The 18,501-nt window shown below is 64.5% G+C and carries 14 protein-coding genes and 1 pseudogene; 8 read left to right on the top strand and 7 right to left on the bottom strand.

Annotated features, from left to right (window positions below; genetic code table 11):
* Window positions 1–25 precede the first annotated feature (25 nt).
* Window positions 26–589: pseudogene (locus tag ADJ70_RS11360) on the bottom strand (HAD-IC family P-type ATPase); the annotation flags it as partial.
* A 220-nt stretch (window positions 590–809) separates the two neighbouring features.
* Between ADJ70_RS11360 and ADJ70_RS11355 the strand changes: the two are divergent.
* A complete protein-coding gene (locus ADJ70_RS11355) occupies window positions 810–1,103 on the top strand; it encodes a hypothetical protein (RefSeq protein ID WP_050341540.1) in 294 nt (97 codons plus the stop codon).
* Window positions 1,104–1,597: 494 nt separating this feature from the next.
* Here the strand turns inward: ADJ70_RS11355 and ADJ70_RS11350 are convergent, their stop codons facing one another.
* From ADJ70_RS11350 to ADJ70_RS14995, 3 genes are all read right to left on the bottom strand, one after another.
* Complete coding sequence (locus ADJ70_RS11350; RefSeq protein ID WP_157051523.1) at window positions 1,598–2,017, bottom strand: hypothetical protein; 420 nt, start codon at window positions 2,015–2,017, stop codon at window positions 1,598–1,600.
* Between the two features lie 68 nt (window positions 2,018–2,085).
* Entirely contained in the window at window positions 2,086–2,382 is a 297-nt protein-coding gene (locus ADJ70_RS15000) for a ribbon-helix-helix protein, CopG family (RefSeq protein ID WP_050341536.1), read from the bottom strand.
* On the bottom strand, window positions 2,379–2,642 hold the full coding sequence (locus ADJ70_RS14995) for a hypothetical protein (RefSeq protein WP_050341534.1): 264 nt from the start codon (window positions 2,640–2,642) through the stop codon (window positions 2,379–2,381). The genes ADJ70_RS15000 and ADJ70_RS14995 overlap by 4 nt, the downstream gene beginning before the upstream one ends.
* 955 nt (window positions 2,643–3,597) lie before the next feature.
* Between ADJ70_RS14995 and ADJ70_RS11335 the strand changes: the two genes are divergently transcribed.
* The 3 genes from ADJ70_RS11335 to ADJ70_RS11325 all read left to right on the top strand — a co-directional run bounded on the left by ADJ70_RS11335 (window position 3,598) and on the right by ADJ70_RS11325 (window position 8,871).
* Entirely contained in the window at window positions 3,598–5,238 is a 1,641-nt protein-coding gene (locus ADJ70_RS11335; protein ID WP_050341532.1) for a hypothetical protein, read from the top strand.
* Between the two features lie 715 nt (window positions 5,239–5,953).
* Entirely contained in the window at window positions 5,954–7,375 is a 1,422-nt protein-coding gene (locus ADJ70_RS11330) for a hypothetical protein (RefSeq protein WP_050341530.1), read from the top strand.
* Between the two features lie 104 nt (window positions 7,376–7,479).
* On the top strand, window positions 7,480–8,871 hold the full coding sequence (locus ADJ70_RS11325; RefSeq protein ID WP_050341528.1) for an ATP-binding protein: 1,392 nt from the start codon (window positions 7,480–7,482) through the stop codon (window positions 8,869–8,871).
* On the opposite strand, the gene ADJ70_RS11320 is transcribed toward ADJ70_RS11325, so the two are convergent.
* Window positions 8,868–9,455 (bottom strand): hypothetical protein, encoded by a 588-nt coding sequence (locus ADJ70_RS11320; RefSeq protein WP_050341526.1) that lies wholly within the window; start codon window positions 9,453–9,455, stop codon window positions 8,868–8,870. The two genes, ADJ70_RS11325 and ADJ70_RS11320, sit on opposite strands and share 4 nt — an antisense overlap.
* A 417-nt stretch (window positions 9,456–9,872) precedes the next feature.
* Here ADJ70_RS11320 and ADJ70_RS11315 point away from each other — a divergent pair, with 417 nt between their 5' ends.
* From ADJ70_RS11315 to ADJ70_RS15450, 3 genes are read left to right on the top strand one after another with little or no spacing between them, the layout of a single operon-like run.
* Window positions 9,873–10,922 carry an ATP-binding protein gene (locus ADJ70_RS11315; protein WP_050341525.1) on the top strand — a complete coding sequence of 350 codons (1,050 nt, stop codon included), beginning with the start codon at window positions 9,873–9,875 and terminating at the stop codon, window positions 10,920–10,922.
* Window positions 10,915–13,128, top strand: a complete 2,214-nt coding sequence (locus ADJ70_RS11310; protein WP_050341524.1) for a S8 family peptidase — start codon at window positions 10,915–10,917, stop codon at window positions 13,126–13,128. The genes ADJ70_RS11315 and ADJ70_RS11310 overlap by 8 nt, the downstream gene beginning before the upstream one ends.
* Before the next feature lie 28 nt (window positions 13,129–13,156).
* The gene (locus ADJ70_RS15450; RefSeq protein ID WP_253273190.1) at window positions 13,157–13,564 is read left to right on the top strand and encodes a hypothetical protein; all 408 of its coding nucleotides are present in this window, start codon (window positions 13,157–13,159) and stop codon (window positions 13,562–13,564) included.
* 905 nt (window positions 13,565–14,469) lie between these two features.
* On the opposite strand, the gene ADJ70_RS14780 is transcribed toward ADJ70_RS15450, so the two are convergent.
* Window positions 14,470–14,706, bottom strand: coding sequence for a hypothetical protein (locus ADJ70_RS14780; protein ID WP_172674501.1), 237 nt, complete (start codon window positions 14,704–14,706; stop codon window positions 14,470–14,472).
* Window positions 14,707–14,924: 218 nt separating this feature from the next.
* Window positions 14,925–16,391, bottom strand: a complete 1,467-nt coding sequence (locus tag ADJ70_RS11290) for an ATP-binding protein (protein WP_050341517.1) — start codon at window positions 16,389–16,391, stop codon at window positions 14,925–14,927.
* Between the two features lie 237 nt (window positions 16,392–16,628).
* Here ADJ70_RS11290 and ADJ70_RS11285 point away from each other — a divergent pair, with 237 nt between their 5' ends.
* On the top strand, window positions 16,629–17,837 hold the full coding sequence (locus tag ADJ70_RS11285) for an ATP-binding protein (RefSeq protein ID WP_050341516.1): 1,209 nt from the start codon (window positions 16,629–16,631) through the stop codon (window positions 17,835–17,837).
* Window positions 17,838–18,501: the final 664 nt, after the last annotated feature.

Here is an 18,501-nt window from a genome sequence, read left to right as displayed (position 1 = left end):
AAGAAGGACGGGGATGTCCCGCACCTCACCTGAGCGCGCGGGCGGCGTTGAGCACGCAGGGCGCCATGACGCCCACGTCGCCGAAGACGGCGAGCCACATCGGGGCGAGGCCGACCCCCGCGAGGAGCACGGCGACCTTCGCCGCGATCGCGAACGCGATGTTCTGCCTCGCTATCCCCAGGGTGCGGCGGGCGATGCGGACGGACGCGGCGACCTTCGAGGGCATGTCGTCCATGAGGACCACGTCCGCCGCCTCGATGGCCGCGTCCGAGCCCATGGCGCCCATGGCTATCCCCACGTCCGCGCGCGCCAGCACAGGGGCGTCGTTGATGCCGTCGCCCACGAAGGCGAGCGAGCGCCCCTCGGCCCTCTCGACGTGCTCGACCTTGTCGGCGGGGAGGAGCTCGGAGTGGTACTCGTCGAGGCCGAGCTCGCCCGCGACGCGCCGCGTCCCCCTCGCCTCGTCTGAGATCGGGACGTGGCCTGCATAGCGGCCGTCTATGGCCACGTGGATCACGGTGCCGTCGTCGCCCTCGCAGCCGTGCCAGGCGGCGCCCAGCTCGCCCATGAGCGTGGCGTTGCCCATGGCGCGACCCTCCTGCTCTCCGCATTGGCTGACGTGGGGGTAGAGGGTCGTCGCACCGTATCAGAATAGGGTTACCACAGCCTTGTACAAAAATCCTCCTTTGCAGAATGTGCAGACATTCAGACACGCCCCACCCTCCCAGGCGCATGATCGCGACAGCATCATATCGACCCGCGAGAGTGGCGAGGCGGACGGGGCCATGACGCCTACCGGGAGGGCGGTCATGCCGGGCCACAGGAGCATGAGCGAGCACCGCCGCTCGGTCCTCTCGGCCGAGCGGGAGATCGCGTCCCTCGACGGCTACGCTCGGGACTCCTGCCCAGGCTGCGGGGCGTGCGCATCGGGGGGGTGCGGTGTTGATGACAACGGCATACGAAGGTGGTACCGCGAGGCCTGCGGAAAGACCCTCACGCCCACGGTGGGCACCATCTCCGGGGGTACAGGCTCTCCGTGTCAGACTGGCACGAGTTCCCGCCGCAGGCGCTCTTCTTCGAGGGCGCAGACGGGACGAGTATAGCGTCCAGCAACTAACTTGCCCTGTCTGCCCCATCCGAAAGGAGGGTGTCCACGACGGGTCCCTCGGTCGTCGGGCCTGTGTCCAACAGGTCTCGCCCCCGCCCGTGGACGACCGGCTCGGTGCTCGCCTTCCCTGAGGTGGCGCAGAACCCTCTCCTTGAGCTCGTCCTCGCTCGAGACCCGGATCTGAGCGCGGCATCTGGCGGGCCGTCCTCGAGAAGAGGCCCTCGACCAGGTTCGGCCAGGAGCTGTGCCTGGGCGCGAACACGAACCCGAGGCGGCCCGGGACGGTGGCCAGGCGGCGCCTCGCCTTCGCGGGGGTGCGCGCCGACACGTCGCCGGGCACGATCCGCGTCAGGTCGCCCCCCGCCGCCTGCTGCCCGGGTGTTCCCGTGGAGTCCGGCGTGGTCGGAACCCTCGCGCGTCTCGCCCGCAAGGGGGTCGCCTCGCCGGCCGGCAGGTCGATCGAGGCACGAGGCGAGGAGCGACGGGGCGTCAGAGTCTCCCGCGCCCGTGGTCGCGCCTGACCGTGCCCACGCCGCCCGCACTACCAGCGTCGCCCACCTCGGGGTGCAGGTCGGGACGGTGCTCGCGCGGCCTGCCGCTGTGGGCATCGTCGCCCGGCGTCCGCTCGACGCCGCTCCCGGTGTACCTCGCCGCGCTCAGGCGCACGCCGTCGGACGTGCACCCGGCCCTCCCGGCGACGGGGCCGGAGTCGCGCAGCGGCGGGATCCGGGCCCTGGCGGCGGCCTGGGCGTCGGTCATCCCGGGCTCCGCGTGCTCGCCCCTGTCGACCGCGAGCAGGATGTTCGCGTGCCTTGTCTGTGTGGCGGGCGCCCTTCCCCTGTCCACGACCGCCAGCAGGCCCTCCCTCTCGTCACCCGTCAGGGTCACCACGTACCTTACGTTTGCCATGCCTGCCGCCTCCGAGGAGATGGTGGAACGCATCTCGAGCATGGCAAAGATTACGACTTAACTAACCACTAGGCTGGTACCCTGAGCCCCCGGTCGATGACCTGGCGCATGGCCTCCGAGCGCGTCTCGTCGCTGTCGGCCGCGAGCTGGTCGATGGTGGCGAGCGTCGAGGGCGCGATCTTGAAGGTGACGGGGACGAGCCTCTCCACCCCGAAGCGCGGGCGTCCCGCGTGGACCTCGCCCTCGTGGCCGGACCAGGTGCCCTCCTCGTACTCCTTGGCCATCGCGTCGAGCAGAGCGTCGTCGAGTTCGGCTCCGTTGCAGGCCGTCCCCGCGTCGAACTTCTTCCTTTCGTCCCCCTTCATCTCAGGCCAACCTCCCTCAAGGTCCCGTTCGTAGGCGGGCACATGGCGTGGTACACGAGCCAGGTGCCGTCTTCGCGGAAGACCGCCGCCATCTCGAGCGTCTTGCCGCTGTCGGCTATCCCGACGGCCACCGTCTCGTCGAAGGCGCTCCGCGAGCGGGTGACCCAGCGGAGGGTGTTGTTCCATGCGCTGAGCACGTCGTCCTCCGTCAGGTCCAGGTGCCGCTCGAAGACGCGCGGGTGGATCACCACGTCTCCCATGTCCCGTCCTCCCTATTAGGTCTTACCTAATTATACCCAGGGGACGCCCGCTGGCAAGGGGCGTGGGGCGGGCTGCGCGGCGGCTTTGTGACGCAGTTGGAGGATGGGGTCGTTGGGGGGGCTTTGCTTTGGAGTCGGTTGTTGTTGCTTTGATTCCAGTGGTGCCAGCGGTGGTTCCACCCCTGTCGTCCTTCCGTGGCAGGGCGGGAGCCACGGGCGGGGACGGCCTGTCGCACGCGAGCCGGCATCGCGCGTGCCGCGTGGCGCGGGTGCCGAAATATCGCGGGAGGGTGCCGTGCGGCGAGACGAGGGGGGAGGTCGGCGGGACGCCCGGGATGCCGGCCGGCCAGACGGGCGGCGCCGGGATGGAGGGGGGCCTGCCCCGACCACGCGCGCGTCCGCCTTAGGATCGCACCCAGGCGCGGCTGCGGGCGACGTGGCGGGCGGGCCGAGGGACAGGGGCGCGACCACGCCGCGCGGGCGCACCGGGGGCGGGGGCCCTTGTGGGCGGGACCGGATGATGTGGGCGGGGGGCCACCATGCGGGCACCGTCGGCTCCGGCGAGTCGGCCACCGGGGAGGCACGTCCGGCGGCAGCCCGACGGGAGTTACACGGGGTGGCGGGAATGCTCCCGATGGGGCCGGCGGCAGCGGCCACCGGGCCGTCGCGGCAATGCCGCCCGCTTAAGTTAACCCTACTTCCGGGGTACTTGTTCTAGGGACAGTCTGGTCAGCACGTTGCCAGGCATCCGAAAGGCCTCGTCGCACATCACCCCCTAAGTGGCGGGGGGAGCTCAAGGGACCAATGACCCGCAGGCCAGGGCATGCGCCGGCTGCTCGGCGCATGCCCTGGCGCCTGTCGCGCGGGCGCGACCGCCCGCGTTTGTTCCGACGGCTCCCCCCATCTTGTGATAGGATGTCCCTAGAATATGTTACTTCTAGGGACGGAGGCGGGAATGTACCTCGCGATCACGGAGAAGGGCGGGAGGCAGTATGCGTCGGCGGCGGTGTCGAGGAGGGACGGGAGGCGGACCCATGACGACTACACCTACCTCGGGCGTGTCGTCGACCGCGAGCGGGGCGTGTTCTGCAGCCGCGAGCGGGGGTACTTCACCTTCGACGTCGCCACCGGCGAGTACGGGCGCGTGCCGGACGGGTTCGAGCCGGACGCGCCCGAGGACGGCAGGAGGTCCCGCCCGCGCACCCTCTCCTTCGGCGACGCCTGGGTCCTCGACCAGCTGATGCACAAGTCGGGGCTCTGGGACGTGGTCGACGAGGTGCCGTGGGCCAACCGCGACACCCTGCACGCGATGGTCGCGTTCTACATGTGCTCGCGCCTGGCGAACTGCCACGCCGAGGAGTGGTGGCGCACGAGCGTGGCGAGCCTTCTGTGGCCGGGGGCGAGGCTCGACAGCCAGGGGGTGAGCGAGTTCCTGGAGAAGGTGGGCTCGCGCGAGTCGACGCTCGCCTTCCAGGAGTCCTATGCGCGCTTCGTGCTCGGGGGCCTCGGCGACGACACCAACGTGATGATCGACTCGACGGGCCTCCCGAACGGGAGCGGGATGTACCTGACGCGCGTGAACGTACACGAGGGGAAGGTGAGCGTCGAGGCCAGGCTGGCCGTCGTCGCGCAGAGGAGCACGGCGATACACCTGTGGTGGGAGCTGCTGCCCGGCAGCGCGAGCGACGCGATGAGCTTCAGGAGAATCATCGCCCGCTGCGAGGGCATCGGCGTCCACGTGGACTCGTGCCTGATCGACGCCGGGTACTGCACCGACGCCAACCTCGACGAGCTCTACGACGACGGGCACAGGTGCGTCACGCCCTACGTCACCAGGCCGAGGCCTAACCCCTCCTGGTACAGGGAGGCCGTCCCGAGGGCGCTGGAGGGCATCGAGTCGCGGGAGAACTTCGTCCAGTACGGAGACCGCTACCTGTTCGTGAGGAGGGTCCCCGTCATGGTCGGCAAGGGCCACGACCAGCCCGCGTGGCTCTACGTCGGGATAGACACCTCGCGCCTGTCCGACGAGCTCCACAAGCTGCTCGTGAGGGCGAGGAGGAAGAGGCTGAGCATGGACCAGGTCTACGAGGGACTCGAGAACCAGGGCGTGTTCGCCCTGCTCTCGGGAACGCCCCACGAGGTGGAGGACATACTGCCAGAGTACTACGTCCGCCAGGGCATCGAGCAGCTCAACGACGTGGCGAAGGGATACACCAAGCTGCTGCCGACCCGCTGCCACACGGTGGAGACCTTCACCGGCCACGTGCTGCTCTCGATGATAGGCAGCTCGGTGATGCGCTTCATGCAGATCCGCCTCAACGACGGCGAGGCCTACCTCGCCTCGCGCATGGAGGCCCTGAGGTCGCAGGGGTGCATACTCTACAAGGGGAGGCTGGTCCCGGACGAGCCGATACAGCCGGCCAACGAGGTGTACCAGCTCTTCGGGGTAGAGGTGCCCACGTCAGTCCCCATCCGCGGCGGCTCGCTCGCCGTCGATCCGCCGAGGGCGACCCCCCGGCTGTTCAGGCCGCCCAAGAGAAGGGTCCGGAAGAGGAGGGGGAGGCTCGCCGACACGGGCGCCGCCGCGAAGCCCTAGGTGACGAGCGGGTGTGCTTAGAAATTACCCCCCGGAAGTAGGGATTAATGATTCCGACTTCTCAGTATCAGGTGACCGCGAGGAAACGTGGGAATACATCAGGCAAGGCCTCAACTCCATAGATAGGCACACGAACCTTGGCCTATGCTTTCCGACGATTGACGGGTAGACTTTGCACTGCGTGAGGGGGTGACAGAGAATCCTCGACCTTCATCACCGAGGTATTGGCGCTTAGGATTCTTTTCCCATTAATCCTAAGATGCTCTGATTTGTAGCACTAGCACCCCTCACCCAACCGGAACTTCCCTAAGAGATATGCCCTGACCTGCCGTTCTCGCCTGGCGGCAGCTCCTCGCTTGCCTACGGCATGTGGTGCTTCCTACGATTACATAGGACCTCGGGAGGGCTGGGATGCCGCCCGTACGTGCGCAGGAGGTCGTGCGGGACGAGTCGGGCGGGATCGCGGGCTGGTCCGCGTCGGTGGCGGGCGCGGGGCGCGTCGCCGGGGCCAGGTACCACTCGCGCCAGAGGGTGCGCGAGCGGCTGGGCAGGGTCGCGGGGCTCTCCGAGGGCGGCCGCAGCGGCGTGTTCCGCTCGCCGACGAGGGGCCTGGTGCGCTACGACGCCGACTCCGACAGCCTCGGGCCGCCGGGGAGGGGCGACGGGGCGCCCACCGACGAGTCGTCGGGGCTCCCGGAGCCCCCCCGCCCACGTCGTGGCGGGAGACTGCCTGCTGCTGCTCTCGGTCCCGGGAAGGTCGGGGCTGCTGGGCGTCCCGGGGGAGGCCTTCCCGAGGGACGGGGACTGCGGGCGGCTGCTCGCGCACCTGCCGCGCTCGCCGCCCCGGGACGGCTCGCGCGTCTCCTGCGACGACCTCGTGGCCCGCTCGGCCGCGTCGCGCCTGCTCCCGGACGTGTCGGTGCCGTCGCCCGGGAGCGTGAGCGCCCACTTCCACGCGATGGGCTCCGACGCGGCGAGGGTGTCCCTCTTCCGCGCGCTCGCCTCGGCGGCGAGGGCCTCCGACCCCTCCCTCGGGACCCGCCGCCACGTCGGCCCCGCGCCGCTCCCGGGCGGCCTGGCCGACAGCCCGCCCGACGCCCTCCCCTCCCATGGCGTGGGCGCCGCCGCCCCCCGGTCGCGCCTGGTGCCGGGGCCCGGCGACGCCACGGGCATCCCCGCGTGGCACGGCGTGACGCCCGGAGACGCGGCGGGCGCGGGCACGCTCGCGCGCGTCCGCGAGGACGTCGAGGCTACGCTGGGGGCGGCGGTCTCCTCGGCGGTCCCGGGCGCCGGCCACGCCGCCAGGGGGCTCGTGGGCGGCGAGACGCGCCACCTGGCGCGGACGCCGGCGAGGCGCGGACATCCCCCCGAGAGCACGTGGCATCGGGCGAGGCCGCAGGCCGACAGGGGCAAGCGCCTCCTCGCCGGGGGAGGCCGCGCCCACCTCGGGCGCCACCTCGCCCGCGGCGTCCTCGGGGCAAGGACCCACCCCTACGCCTGCGCCGGCAGGGACCGGGCGCCCTCCCGCCTGCGCCAGGCCAGGGACGGGCGGCCGGGGGAGCGCGAGGCCATGCCCGGGCGCGACAAGGACTGGGAGGGGGCGCGCGGCGGCTTCTTCGTGCCCATGCCCGACACGGGCGAGATGGCCCCGGCCTCCGCGCTCGACGCCTACTTCTCCCGAACGGGGGCGGGGCAGGTCCTCGAGGCGGCGAGGGACCACCTGCGCCCGCCGCCGGCCGCGAGGCGGGCCGAGACGGCCATGCGCGGCAAGGTGCCGCGCGACGTCACCCGCGCCGTGGCCACGCCGCGGGTGCGCGAGGCCGTGGCCGACGCGGGGAGGTGCCGGTCGCCCACCGACCTCTGGGGCAAGTCGTCGTCGCCCGTGTGCCTCGGGAACGGTCCCGCCCTCGTGCCCGGGACGCCCAACAGGCAGTGCCGGCAGAGGTTCGGGGGCTGGGGCTCGAGGTTCCCGCGAGGGTGGACGTCGCATCCTGCCGGAGGGACGTCCTGGGACTCAGGTCATAGTGCTACATTTGGCAGCATCTTGGGACCAGGACCATTCCCCGGGGCGGCATACGCCAAGAGGAAGCCGAGGCTCGTAAGGACTGCCAATGGGTCGGGTGCTCAGGTCAGGTGAGAACAGCAACTTCTCGGGCTTGCCCGGCGGGGGAAGGTAGCGGAACATAGCACCTGCGATGGGCACGAGCGGTATAATCGGCAGACGCAGGAGGGGAGGCGCACATGAACCTCGGTCCCGAGACCGAGCTGGTCGAGCACAAGAGATCCACCGGAGAGCTCAAGGAGGGTATTGCCTCCATGGCCTCGATCCTCAACAAGCATGGCCGAGGCACCCTCTACTTTGGGGTCTTGAACAATGGTGACGTCGTTGGACAGCAGGTCTCGGACAGTACGCTGCGTAAGGTCAGCCAGGCTATAGCCCACTCGATAGCGCCGGCGGTCTACCCCACTGTCGAGCGGCTCGTCGCCGACGGCGGTGAGGACTACGTCCGCGTGACCTTCGAGGGACCCGACGCGCCCTACGCCTGTAAGAACGTCTACCGCATCCGCGTGGCCGACGAGGACCGCTTCATGGAACCTGACATGCTGGAGTCCATGGTCCTTGAGCGAGCCTACCGGAGAAAGCCGTGGGACCGCCAGTCCTCGCCGCGACCTCTTTCGGACGTTGAGGAGGCAGAGCTTAGGAGGTTCGTTGAGCGGGGAAGGAGGCGCGGCAGGATCGCCTTCGAGCACGAGTCGGTCGAGCGTACTCTCGCAAGTCTGGGGCTCCTCGCTGCGAATGGCTCCCTCACCAACGCCGCCGAGGTGCTTTTTTGCCCGTCGGTTGACGTCCAGCTCAAGATGGGCGTCTTCAAGACCCATATGCGCACTGAGGCACTCGACCTGCGCCAGGAACCTGGTACTGTCTTCTCCCTCGTCGACCAGGCTGAGTACTACATCGCTAACAATATCCGTCGCAAGATCGTCGTCACGGGCAGGCGTACGCGCGACGAGGTACCCGAGATACCCTTTGTGGCTATACGCGAGGCGCTCATGAACGCCTATGCCCACCGCGCCTGGCACCGGCCGGGCTACGTGCAGGTGGACGTCTACCACGACGCTGTCGACATCATCAGTCCTGGCTGGTTCGTCAGCGGCCAGGATCCTGAGGACCACCTCTCCGGCAGGAGCACGTCATCCGAAACGCGCAATAGGCTCATAGCGGCCGCGCTCTTCCGCTCGGGAGACATCGAGTCCTCCGGTCTCGGCATGCGCAAGATGCGCGAGCTCTGCGATGCCGCCAATGTGAGGGTGACTTACGAGGAGGTTCCTTTCGGCACCAAACTCACCTTCCACCGTAATGCCCCCTTTGCGGCGAATCTCGAATCTGACGTGCGGGAAAGTGCGGGAAAGTGCGGGAAAGTGCGGGAAAGGTTCGGGAAAGGCCTCTCAGAGAACGAGTTCGCTGTAGCTGAGGCGATCGAGACGATGGGCTTTGCCTCCACGTCCGAGGTCATGATGGCCGTCGGCCTGAGTGAACGAGGGGTTCAGGGGGTGCTCAAGCGTCTCGCCGAAAGGGGTGTGGTGCTGCGTACGGGCGCCGGGCGCAGTACCCGTTACAAGCTCGCGGACTAGTATAGCGTCCAGCAGCTAACTTGTTTCGCCCTCCTCGGCCGTGGGGTCCACGACGAGCTCCTCGGTCGTCTGGTCGAGGTCGAATAAGCTCCATCTTCACCCGTGGACGATCGGCTCTGCGCTATCCCCTTGAAGGTGTTGGTGACGAGGGCCATGGTGTTGCTCTGGGGCATCAGACGTACGCCTCCTCGTCTGAAGAATCCTCTGAGGCTCTTAGTGGAGGGCTCCGTGAGGCGGTAGGCGTCGGAGCAGAAGAGGCATCCGGATTGCGGTGCCGCGTTTATGGTCTTCGGGAGGAGCCCCGCGCATGCGTCACTTGTGTCGAGGAAGATCACCGGTGTCTTCCTGTTTGACGGGACAACCCCCCTGAACTCGCCTACCCTGAGCGGGCGGTTAGTGGAGCTGCCCACGTAGCTGCCCGCGTAGACGTACACGCCCTGGCGCTCAGTCGCTTCGCGGAGGAAGCGGATTGCGGCGTTTCTCTGCATGTTGCAGGCCCATCTGGGCTCCGGGTCAAGGAGGTAGCTCATCGTGGTGACGCACTCGTTGACGCCCTTGCCCCTGCAGGACCCCGCGAGGCTCAAGTTATCGGCGTCTGTGTTATCGAGGCGCCCGTCGAGCCAGTCGGGACTGCGGTAGGGACTCTTGGACCAAATCTCGCTCGATCACAGGCTCCCTGTTAGATCACCGTTGACATGATGACGCCCCGCCCCTCTGTTACGGTGTCATCGATGGGAAATACGTCGTGAAAAGACAAGGGAACACCTGGCCTGGTGTAGCAAGGGGCGAGGTAGCTGGCCATGTCAACGGTGGTCTAACAGGGAGCAACGTATGGCCTCCTATTGCCCTGCAACCCGCTTGTCACACTTCTTCCAATCTTCAAGAACGAGCTGCTTCGCGACGCTTTGAGGGCGGTGTCATTGGATAAGACTTGCAGTACTTGTCCCAATTCATTCTTTTATGTCCTAAACTGTCTACAAGGAATAGACGATAGGACCATCATGAAGAAGCGCAACGTAATCAATCTCATCAGGTACCACGAGGACCGCAACGAGTCTGCGTTCCGAAACGAGGCGGCCGAGATTGCCCGCGACTTCGATGCCAACGGTGACACGCAGCTCGCCGAGTACATCATGGCCCTCATCTCAGACGCGAACGCGTTCGTGCCCCAGGCCATGGAGGAGGGCGCAGACTTCTTCGACAAGATGGAGTCGTCCTCTGTGCCGCTGCCGCTGCCGCAAGCCATCTCTGATGACGTGACTGGCATCTGCAACGCCATCGCGCACAACGTCGGCGTGAACAAGTTCCTCTTCCAGGGGCCCCCGGGGACGGGCAAGACGGTAACCGCCCGCCAGATCGCAAGGATAGTGGCGCGTGACCTCTACCGCGTCGACTTCAACATGGTCATAGACAGTAAGCTCGGCCAGACGGCCAAGAACATCGGGAGGCTCTTCGCTCAGATCAACTCTCTGCGCCAACCAGACAGGGCCATCGTACTCTTCGACGAGATAGACGCGCTTGCTCTTGACCGCGTCAACCAGCACGACGTGCGGGAGATGGGGCGCGCCACCTCGGCATTGCTCCGGGAGCTCGACAACATGAACGAGCAGGTCGTGCTCATAGCGACGACGAACCTCTACAAGGCGCTCGACAAGGCGCTCGTGAGGCGCTTCGACGCGGTCATCGACTTCGGGCGCTACAGTCGCGAGGATCTGCTCGGTATCTCCGAGGTGCTGCTGAGCGGACTGTTGCAGCGGTTCAAGGGGGCAAGCCGCGACATGCGACTCTTCAGGAAGATCATGTCGCAGATGAGGGAGCTGCCCCATCCCGGCGAGCTCGAGAACATGCTGAGGACCTCCTTGGCCTTCAGCAAGCCAGACGATTCGCACGACTACCTGCGACGTCTTTACGCGCAGACGTGCCCAGGCTCGTCTGTCACCGACCTGCCCAAGCTGCGCTCCCAAGGCTTCACAGTCCGTGAGATGGAAACGCTCTCGGGAGTGCCGAGGAGCACGATCTCCCGCGAGCTGAGGGAGGTCGGCGATGAATGAGCTCCTCCAGCTGAAGGGGCAGTTCCAGTACGGCAAGGCGAACCCACCCGGGCCTCCCAGGCTCCCGAAGGGCCAAGAGGTCACCTCAAGGCACCTACGCGAGCTGGCAGACAACCTGCGGGACATCAAGGCGTACTGGACGGAGCACGCAGTTCCGTTCAACCCTCTCGTGACGGTAGTGTACGGCACTGTGGTCGCGAAGAGCAATCGCATTCGCCGCATTCTTGGTGGTGCGAGTGGCAGGGCGAGCGACTTTATCGTGGGTGCCCGTTTCGAAGGCGAGGGGGCCAAGGCTTACCACGAGATAACCCACTGCGTCCCCATGGCAGCCGTCGACGAATCTATCGCCGTGCTGGATTCATGTGCGTCCATCGTCGATGGGCAGTACGGCGGCGCCATCGATGACGCTGGCCTCGAGCGGGTCAACGTCGGTGGCCTCAAGGGCAGGACGGGCCTCGCCAAGAGCGCTTTCGCGCAGACGATTCGCGACTCCTTCTATGCCAAGAGGCTCTATATTAGCTCGGCTCCCGAGGCCATCGACGACTGGGCGGTCGTGAGCATCTACGACACGGGCTACGAAGACCTGCGCTCCTTTCTTGCTGACCTTGGACTTCAGCTCATGCCAGACCAGGTGCTCGGCAGCGCAGTGAGGCTTGACGCTGCGGAATATGCAAAGCTCGCTGCGAGGTATCCTTTCCTCGTCTCTATGGCGGTCTCGGACATCTCGACCCTGACCCCCGATGATTTCTCGATAGCGAGGAACAAGACGGCGAGCATTTCGGCTCCTGGAGGCGAGCCCATCATCGGCGTCCTTGACACCCCCTTCGACGACAGGGTGTACTTTGCAGACTGGGTCGAGGCATGCGACCTGATCCCGCCTGAGATTACTATTGACGCCAGCGAGAAGAGGCACGGCACGGCAGTATCCTCTATCATCGTGGACGGCCCGAGTATCGTCCCCGAGCTGGACGACGGCTGCGGCAGGTTCCGCGTGCGCCACTTCGGCGTGGCCACGGGAAGACGCTCCAGCGCCTTCTCCTTCATGCGCAACGTGCGAGATATCGTGGAGCAGAACCGCGACATCAAGGTGTGGAACATCTCGCAGGGCTCGGTGCGCGAGATTGCCCGCAACTTCATGTCCCCAGAGGGGGCAACCCTCGACGAGCTGCAGTCGCGCTTCGATGACATAGTCTTTGTGGTGGCAGGCACCAACCAGACGAAAGCCGGGCAGGAGAAGATCGGTGCGCCGGCAGACTCAATCAACTCCCTCGTGGTGAACGCGACGTCCTTCTGTGGCAAGACAGCAAGCTACGCCCGCCAAGGACCTGTGCTCGACTTCTTCAAGAAGCCGGACGTATGCGCCATCGGGGGTGACTCGGACAAAGGAATGCCCGTGTGCACGGCGACCGGCCAATACCTCATGGCGGGAACATCGTTTGCGGCACCGTGGATTGCCCGCAAGATGGCCTATCTCATGCAGGTCATGGGGCTCACGCGCGAGGTCGCCAAGGCGCTCATCATCGACTCGGCTGCGGGTTGGGACTACAGGGCGAGCCCCAGGCGTGGCTACGGCCGGGTGCCCGTCCGAATCGAGGACGTGGTGCAGTCTTGCGACGACGAGATCAAGTTCACGCTTACAGGCACGTCGGAGGCCTACGCGACCTACAACTATGGCATACCCGTGCCAATCGCAAAAAAGAAGCACCCCTACATAGCCCGTGTGACGCTCTGCTACTTCCCGCAGTGCGACAGGCGGCAGGGGGTTGACTACACAAGCGCCGAGATGGACCTTCACTTTGGCCGCATCAATGACAAGGGCACAATCCAGCCGCTTGACAACAACCGCCAGGGTGAGGAGGGCTTCATGACCACCGAGGAAGTTGCCCGCAAGAACTATCGCAAGTGGGATAACGTCAAGCACATTGGCGAGGAGCCCAAGGAGAACGGGCGAGAGAGGAAGGCCTACTCTACGGGCATGTGGGGCATCAAGATTCGTGCCACGAGACGAGGCGACGGTCCTGACAGGAGAGGACGCGCTCTGCGCTTCGGTATCGTGGTTACCCTCAGGGAGATAAACGGCGTCAACCGAATCGATGACTTCATACAGCGCTGTTCGCTCAGGGGCTGGATCGTCAATCGCATCGATGTGAGGACCAGCGTAGACATCTATAGTGCCGCTGAGGTCGATATCGACTTCGATGAGTAGCCCGCAGTGCCCAGAAGACTGCAATCAGGTGGCGGCGCTCCCGGCGGACGAGAACCCATACCCCGGGATTGACATCGTCAGATTCGAGCCGTCCATCAGCAAGATGCTCGACCGCACCATGGTCGAGCGCGCATTTGGCACCAAACCCACTTTCCATCGTAATGCCCCCTTTGAGGCGAGTCTCGAACCCGATGTGCGGGAAAGTGTGGGAAAATGCGGGAAAGACCTCTCAGAGAACGGGCTCGCCGTAGCCGAGGTGATCGAGACAGGGGCTTTCTTTGTCGGTCGTACTTTTTTCGATGTCGTGCGTGAGGCGGCCTTGGAGACGGTCGAGGCGGCCTCTGGCCGCCAGGCGTATGGGGATGCGCTTGCCGCAGACGATGGCATGCGCTTCACTACCGACGAGGCCATGCGCATGGCCGTGGAGGCCGAATGAGCTATCGGGTCGGATGGCCGCGTACGGCCACGAAGGAGCCGCTCGCTATCGAGAGAACGCAGCGCCGGATGGTTTCCAAAAGAGTCAAGGACAGCGTGGAGGATCGCGAGAACCCAAGGGCGATGCCTGGGGCCAGAGCTCTTCAGGGCACGAGGGCGGGACGGAGGTCGTCCGGGTAGGGCACAGGCAAGGTGTGTACAGGAAACTGCCAAGTGGTGCATGATGATGGAGCTGCATCAAAAGCTCCGTACATACCGGAGGGGCCCGCTGGCAGGCAGATGCCTGTTGTCGGGCCCCTTGGTGTGAGGAGAGGGGCGACCCCTTCCTATGCGGGAGACGCCGGGGCGGGCCTTCGTGTGCCATGGTCATGGGCCTGAGCTCGTGGTTCACTCTCTCAAGGCCCTGCCCTCACTTGCATGCGAGGCTCGCAAACCAGGGTAACCGTCAATTACTGTGAATTTCACACCTGATAAAGCCGACCGAACCCGTCGGTGTCCCGGTAGTCGTAGAACTCGCCCTCGGCCCGCATCCAAGAATCCCGCCTCCGGATATGTACCCCTCTATGTCCTCGAGCGCCCGCGTCGAGTACCCCACGCCGTACAGATACGCCCTCGCGCCCTCCGGGCACCCAATATGCATCCGCCTCGCACCCCCGCTCCATACCGCGCCCTCTTTGACCCGTCGTCCAGAATTGACGAGAACAGAATCACGCACCGTCACAACACACGAAAAAGGCGTCGGCTCTCGCCAGTGCCTTCGCCTTCGCGCGATCTGTTTGTGGTAACGTATCGATCTTTGCTGGGCAGCCTATTGATTGTCGGGATCCAAAGAGGGTATGATTACCTCAGTCATTCACCTAAGGTCTATGACGCGGCCTGCCTCGGAGCCCGGAATCCGGGGCTTTTCTATTTCTCATCGCCCCATATACCGGAGTTCACGCCCTGGTCCCTCACCCTATGGTCGTAGTACTCCTTGTTCGAAGGGAACGCCGTACGGAACCGGTAGGCGTCCCCATTCTCCTCGAGCACCACGATGAAGTACTCGTGTTCTATCTCTACGACCGAGAGCACGCGCCTGATGGCCCTTCTCTTGCCCCGCCGCGTCGAGACGCAATGGCGCAACAGTGTACACAAACGCCCCAAAACGGCTCCGAGAGGCCATTTTAGCCAATCTGTGTACACTCCTGCGTTGTCGCCCTGGCGGTGAGGCCCACGTCGCCAGGGCAGTGACGCCCATGCCGCCGGGGCAGTGTCGCAACCACCCACTCGCACGAACTCATGAAGCCTCTGCTTTCTCATCTCATTTTCTCCTCTCATGGGATGAGAAAATGAGATGAGAACTGGCATCCCAAGCTGGCATCTCAGAGGGCGACCCACATCCCTCCCTTGTTCGGTCCCTCGCGTTGCAACCTCTCCTCAGCCTTCAGCTCGGCGACATCTCTGTTCAGGGTCGACATCCCCACACCAAGCTCCACGCTGGCGCCTAAGAGGGTGGACGACGGGTGCTCCGACAGGTATGCGAGCACCCGCTCTCTCCTCTCCGAGGCCTTCTTGGATGTCCTTGGCTCAGCGGAAGCGCCCTCGTTGTTGGGATTTCGCGCGTATATCGTCGTAAGGAAGTAGAGCCTCTCCTCGTCGGTCTCCAGAAGCGGTTCTGGGGACCCGTTCTCGGAGAGGGACCGAAGCATCTTGTGTATTCCGGTGTTCCGACCCTCGGTGAGGTGCAGCTCCTTGAGGAACTCGCCCACCCGGCGGTTGCGGTACCTTCTGCTGACCGCCCTGAAGCGCCTCAGGTTCGCTATCGAGATGGACCTATCCGCACCGGGGTGGGAGAGAATCTCGATCCTGTCTGGAAGTACGCGGACCTCGATGGGCTCGCGCGTGTCGTATCCCTTGTGGTAGACGGCGTTTGCCAGCGCCTCCTCGATCGCCGCATAGGGATAGTTGAAGTACCTGCGCGACTCTGCCCTGTCAGGGAGCTTGACCACCACTTCCTCGATGACGTTGTTTCGCAGATAGCGCAGGGCATCGCGTAGCTGGGCATCCAGGGGCCCTGTGAAGGAGTGCTCGAAGATGCGGTCGCCGCCCTCGCCGTCGGGGAGTTCCACCACGTCGATGTGCGCCGAGGAGGGGAAGAACCTCTCGGGGTCCGAAGAGAAGAAGAGGAGGCCTACGTTCTTTGGCTTCGTGTACTCCGAAGGCCCGTCGACGACGTTCATGCTTCGGCACAGCTCCGTGAAGTCCATGGTGTCCGCGAGGCCGTAGAGCGAGCTCCCGACCTCCCTGAGGTACGCCTTCATAAGAGGCAGGCTGAGGTCAAAGACGTCAGCCTCGTGATTGACGCGGTCGTCGAAGGGCACGTTGTTCGCCAGGGCGTAGAGGTCGAGCTCCTCCGTGTGAGAGGGGGCAACGGTGCTTGCCATCTTCCGAATCCAGTGGGTTCGCCCAGACCTCGAACCCATGGACTTTGGAGATGAGTATGGACGCTGGCTGCCGCCTGGAGCCCAGATCACTATGAAGGTCTTGCCCTCATGCGAGCAAACCTCTGTGATGGGCATGTACGGGGGCTGGATGAGCTTGCACTTGTTGAGCATGTCCTTGAGCCATGGGTCGACCCTCTCGGAGGGGACGCCGATCGGTTCCCGCCTTCCGCCAGCCTCCCTGACGCCCAGGACGAGGTAGCCACCTCCCCAGTTGTCGATGTCGTTGGCAAACGCGCAGATCGTCTTGAGCGACGCCTGTGGGTCCCACGTCTCCTTGAACTCTATCCTCGCCCACTCGACCACCTGACCGCCGAGCAGGGTCTCTATGCTTGTCGGCAGCGCCATCTTCGACCAGCCTTCTCATCTCATTTTCTTATCTCATAGAGTACAGGAAAATGAGATGAGAGGCATTGCGAGCCGGCTGCGCGTGTCCGGAGGCATCGGAGCCGACCCTTAGCGCTGCGTGGCGGCGACACCCACTCGACAATCGAGTGGAGTAGCAAATATTGGGAATACAATTCCCAATATTGACAATATAGAGATTTGCATGGAATATTAAGTCCCTCAATAAGGAGGCTGTCCATGTACATCAAGCGCGAGATCGAGTCGACAATCGATGCCATGCTCAAGCAGGGCAAGGTCGTCCTCGTGACAGGGGCGCGGCAGGTTGGCAAGACGACGGTCCTCAAACAGCACCTCGGCGAGTCCTTCAATTACGTTTCGATGGATAACCCTCGCGAATACCTGCTTGCAAAGCAGGATTCAGTTCTCTTCTTCGAGTCGAAGGACCTCCCCTTGATCATCGACGAGATCCAGCGCGCTCCGGATCTGTTTTCTCCTATCAAGTGGATCGTCGATCAGTCCGACGAGAAGGGTCGAATCGTGCTGAGTGGCTCGCAAACCTATCATCTCATGAAGGGCGTCAGCGAGTCCCTTGCGGGAAGGGTGAGAATTCTCGAGATGCCCGCATTGAGCCTAAGGGAACTGGCGGGGACGGTCGATGGACCTCGCCCCTACGTCCCCTCCGCGATCAAAGCGCCAAAAAGCGACCCTGGTATCGATGTCTGGAGTGTCATACACAGGGGATTCATGCCAGAGCTGCAGGACGACACCGTCGAATGGGACTCCTTTTACACCGATTATGTCTCCTCCTATCTCGAGCGCGACGTGAGGGACCTTGTCAACGTGAAGGACGAGGCAAAGTTCTACAGCTTCATGGTAGCCTGCGCTGCGAGGTCCGGACAGCTCTTCAACGCTACCGACATCGGCAACGCGGTCGGAGTCGATCATAAGACTGTCAAGGCGTGGCTCTCGGTGCTTCAGGCCTCGAATATCGTCCGCGTGATAGAACCGTTTTGGACAAACGTTGATAAGAGGCTGACCAAGATGCCGAAGCTCTTTTTCATGGACACGGGCCTTGTGTGCCACCTGACGCGATGGACAACCCCCGAGCAGCTGCGCAATGGCGCCGTCGCAGGGCACGTATTCGAAACCTTCGTTGTGTCAGAGGTCCTAAAGAGCTATATGAACGCTGGGAGGAGTCTGCGCGACGTTTGGTTCTACCGCGATTCGAAAAGGCATGAGATCGACCTCGTTGTCCAAGTTGGCCATACCCTCCATCCAGTGGAGGTGAAGACATCGGCGACCGTAGGAGGCGATGCGATCAAAAACTTCGCCTACCTTGAGGGCCTTTCCGGCTACGAAGTGGGCTTTGGCCATGTCATATGTCAAACCAGAGAGGCATACGTCATGGCAAAGGACGTTCAGGCCGTTCCCGTCTGGGAGATCTAATGGCCATCTCTTTCCCAGGCTTCGTGAGTTCGTGTGGGTAGGTGGTTGCGTCACCACCCCGGCGATGTGGGCCTCACCGCCAGGGCGACGACGCAGGGGTGTACACAGATCGGCCAAAATGGCCTCTCGGCGCCGTTTTGAGGCGTTTGTGTACACTGTTGCGCCTCGCGAGGATCGTGCGAGCGACCGTGGGGACGCAGGAGTGTACACAGATCGGCCAAAATGGCCTCTCCGCGCCGTTTTGGAGCGTTTGTGTACACTGTTGGGCCGTGGGCCTGGGTTGTGGGTGGCCTTGGGATCGCAATAGTGTACACAAATGGGAGGATCGGGCCTCTCCGCGCCGTTTTGGAGCGTTTGTGTACACTGTTGGGCTGTTGCGCTGTTGTGGACAGACGTGGGGACGCAGGAGTGTACACAAATCGGTAAAATCCCCTCCTCGGAGCCGTTTTTGGTCATTTGTGTACACTGTTGCGACGCGAGTCGCGATACGAATCGCGACGCGAGCTGCGCCAGGTGGCACGAGCGCCTCAACCGCCACGGCGTGCCGGCGGCGCCCCCTCGCTAGCCCCTCTCGCTTGGTCGGGAAGACAGACTCTGAGCGAGCGGCGCCGCTGCCAGGTTGGCGTCTTGGCCGAGGCGTCAACCCACACGAACCCCTGAAGAG

This window comes from Olsenella sp. oral taxon 807 (genome assembly GCF_001189515.2).
Classification (GTDB): Bacteria; Actinomycetota; Coriobacteriia; order Coriobacteriales; family Atopobiaceae; genus Olsenella_F.
This window is presented reverse-complemented; position numbering and strand designations above follow the sequence as displayed.

Coding starts and splice junctions, on each gene's coding strand:
- ADJ70_RS11315 (WP_050341525.1), top strand. CDS start 9,873: ATGAAGAAGCGCAACGTAATCAATCTCATCAGGTACCACGAGGACCGC.
- ADJ70_RS11335 (WP_050341532.1), top strand. CDS start 3,598: ATGTACCTCGCGATCACGGAGAAGGGCGGGAGGCAGTATGCGTCGGCG.
- ADJ70_RS15000 (WP_050341536.1), bottom strand. CDS start 2,382: ATGAAGGGGGACGAAAGGAAGAAGTTCGACGCGGGGACGGCCTGCAAC.
- ADJ70_RS11290 (WP_050341517.1), bottom strand. CDS start 16,391: ATGGCGCTGCCGACAAGCATAGAGACCCTGCTCGGCGGTCAGGTGGTC.
- ADJ70_RS11285 (WP_050341516.1), top strand. CDS start 16,629: ATGTACATCAAGCGCGAGATCGAGTCGACAATCGATGCCATGCTCAAG.
- ADJ70_RS14995 (WP_050341534.1), bottom strand. CDS start 2,642: ATGGGAGACGTGGTGATCCACCCGCGCGTCTTCGAGCGGCACCTGGAC.
- ADJ70_RS11310 (WP_050341524.1), top strand. CDS start 10,915: ATGAATGAGCTCCTCCAGCTGAAGGGGCAGTTCCAGTACGGCAAGGCG.
- ADJ70_RS11350 (WP_157051523.1), bottom strand. CDS start 2,017: ATGGCAAACGTAAGGTACGTGGTGACCCTGACGGGTGACGAGAGGGAG.
- ADJ70_RS11355 (WP_050341540.1), top strand. CDS start 810: ATGCCGGGCCACAGGAGCATGAGCGAGCACCGCCGCTCGGTCCTCTCG.
- ADJ70_RS11325 (WP_050341528.1), top strand. CDS start 7,480: ATGAACCTCGGTCCCGAGACCGAGCTGGTCGAGCACAAGAGATCCACC.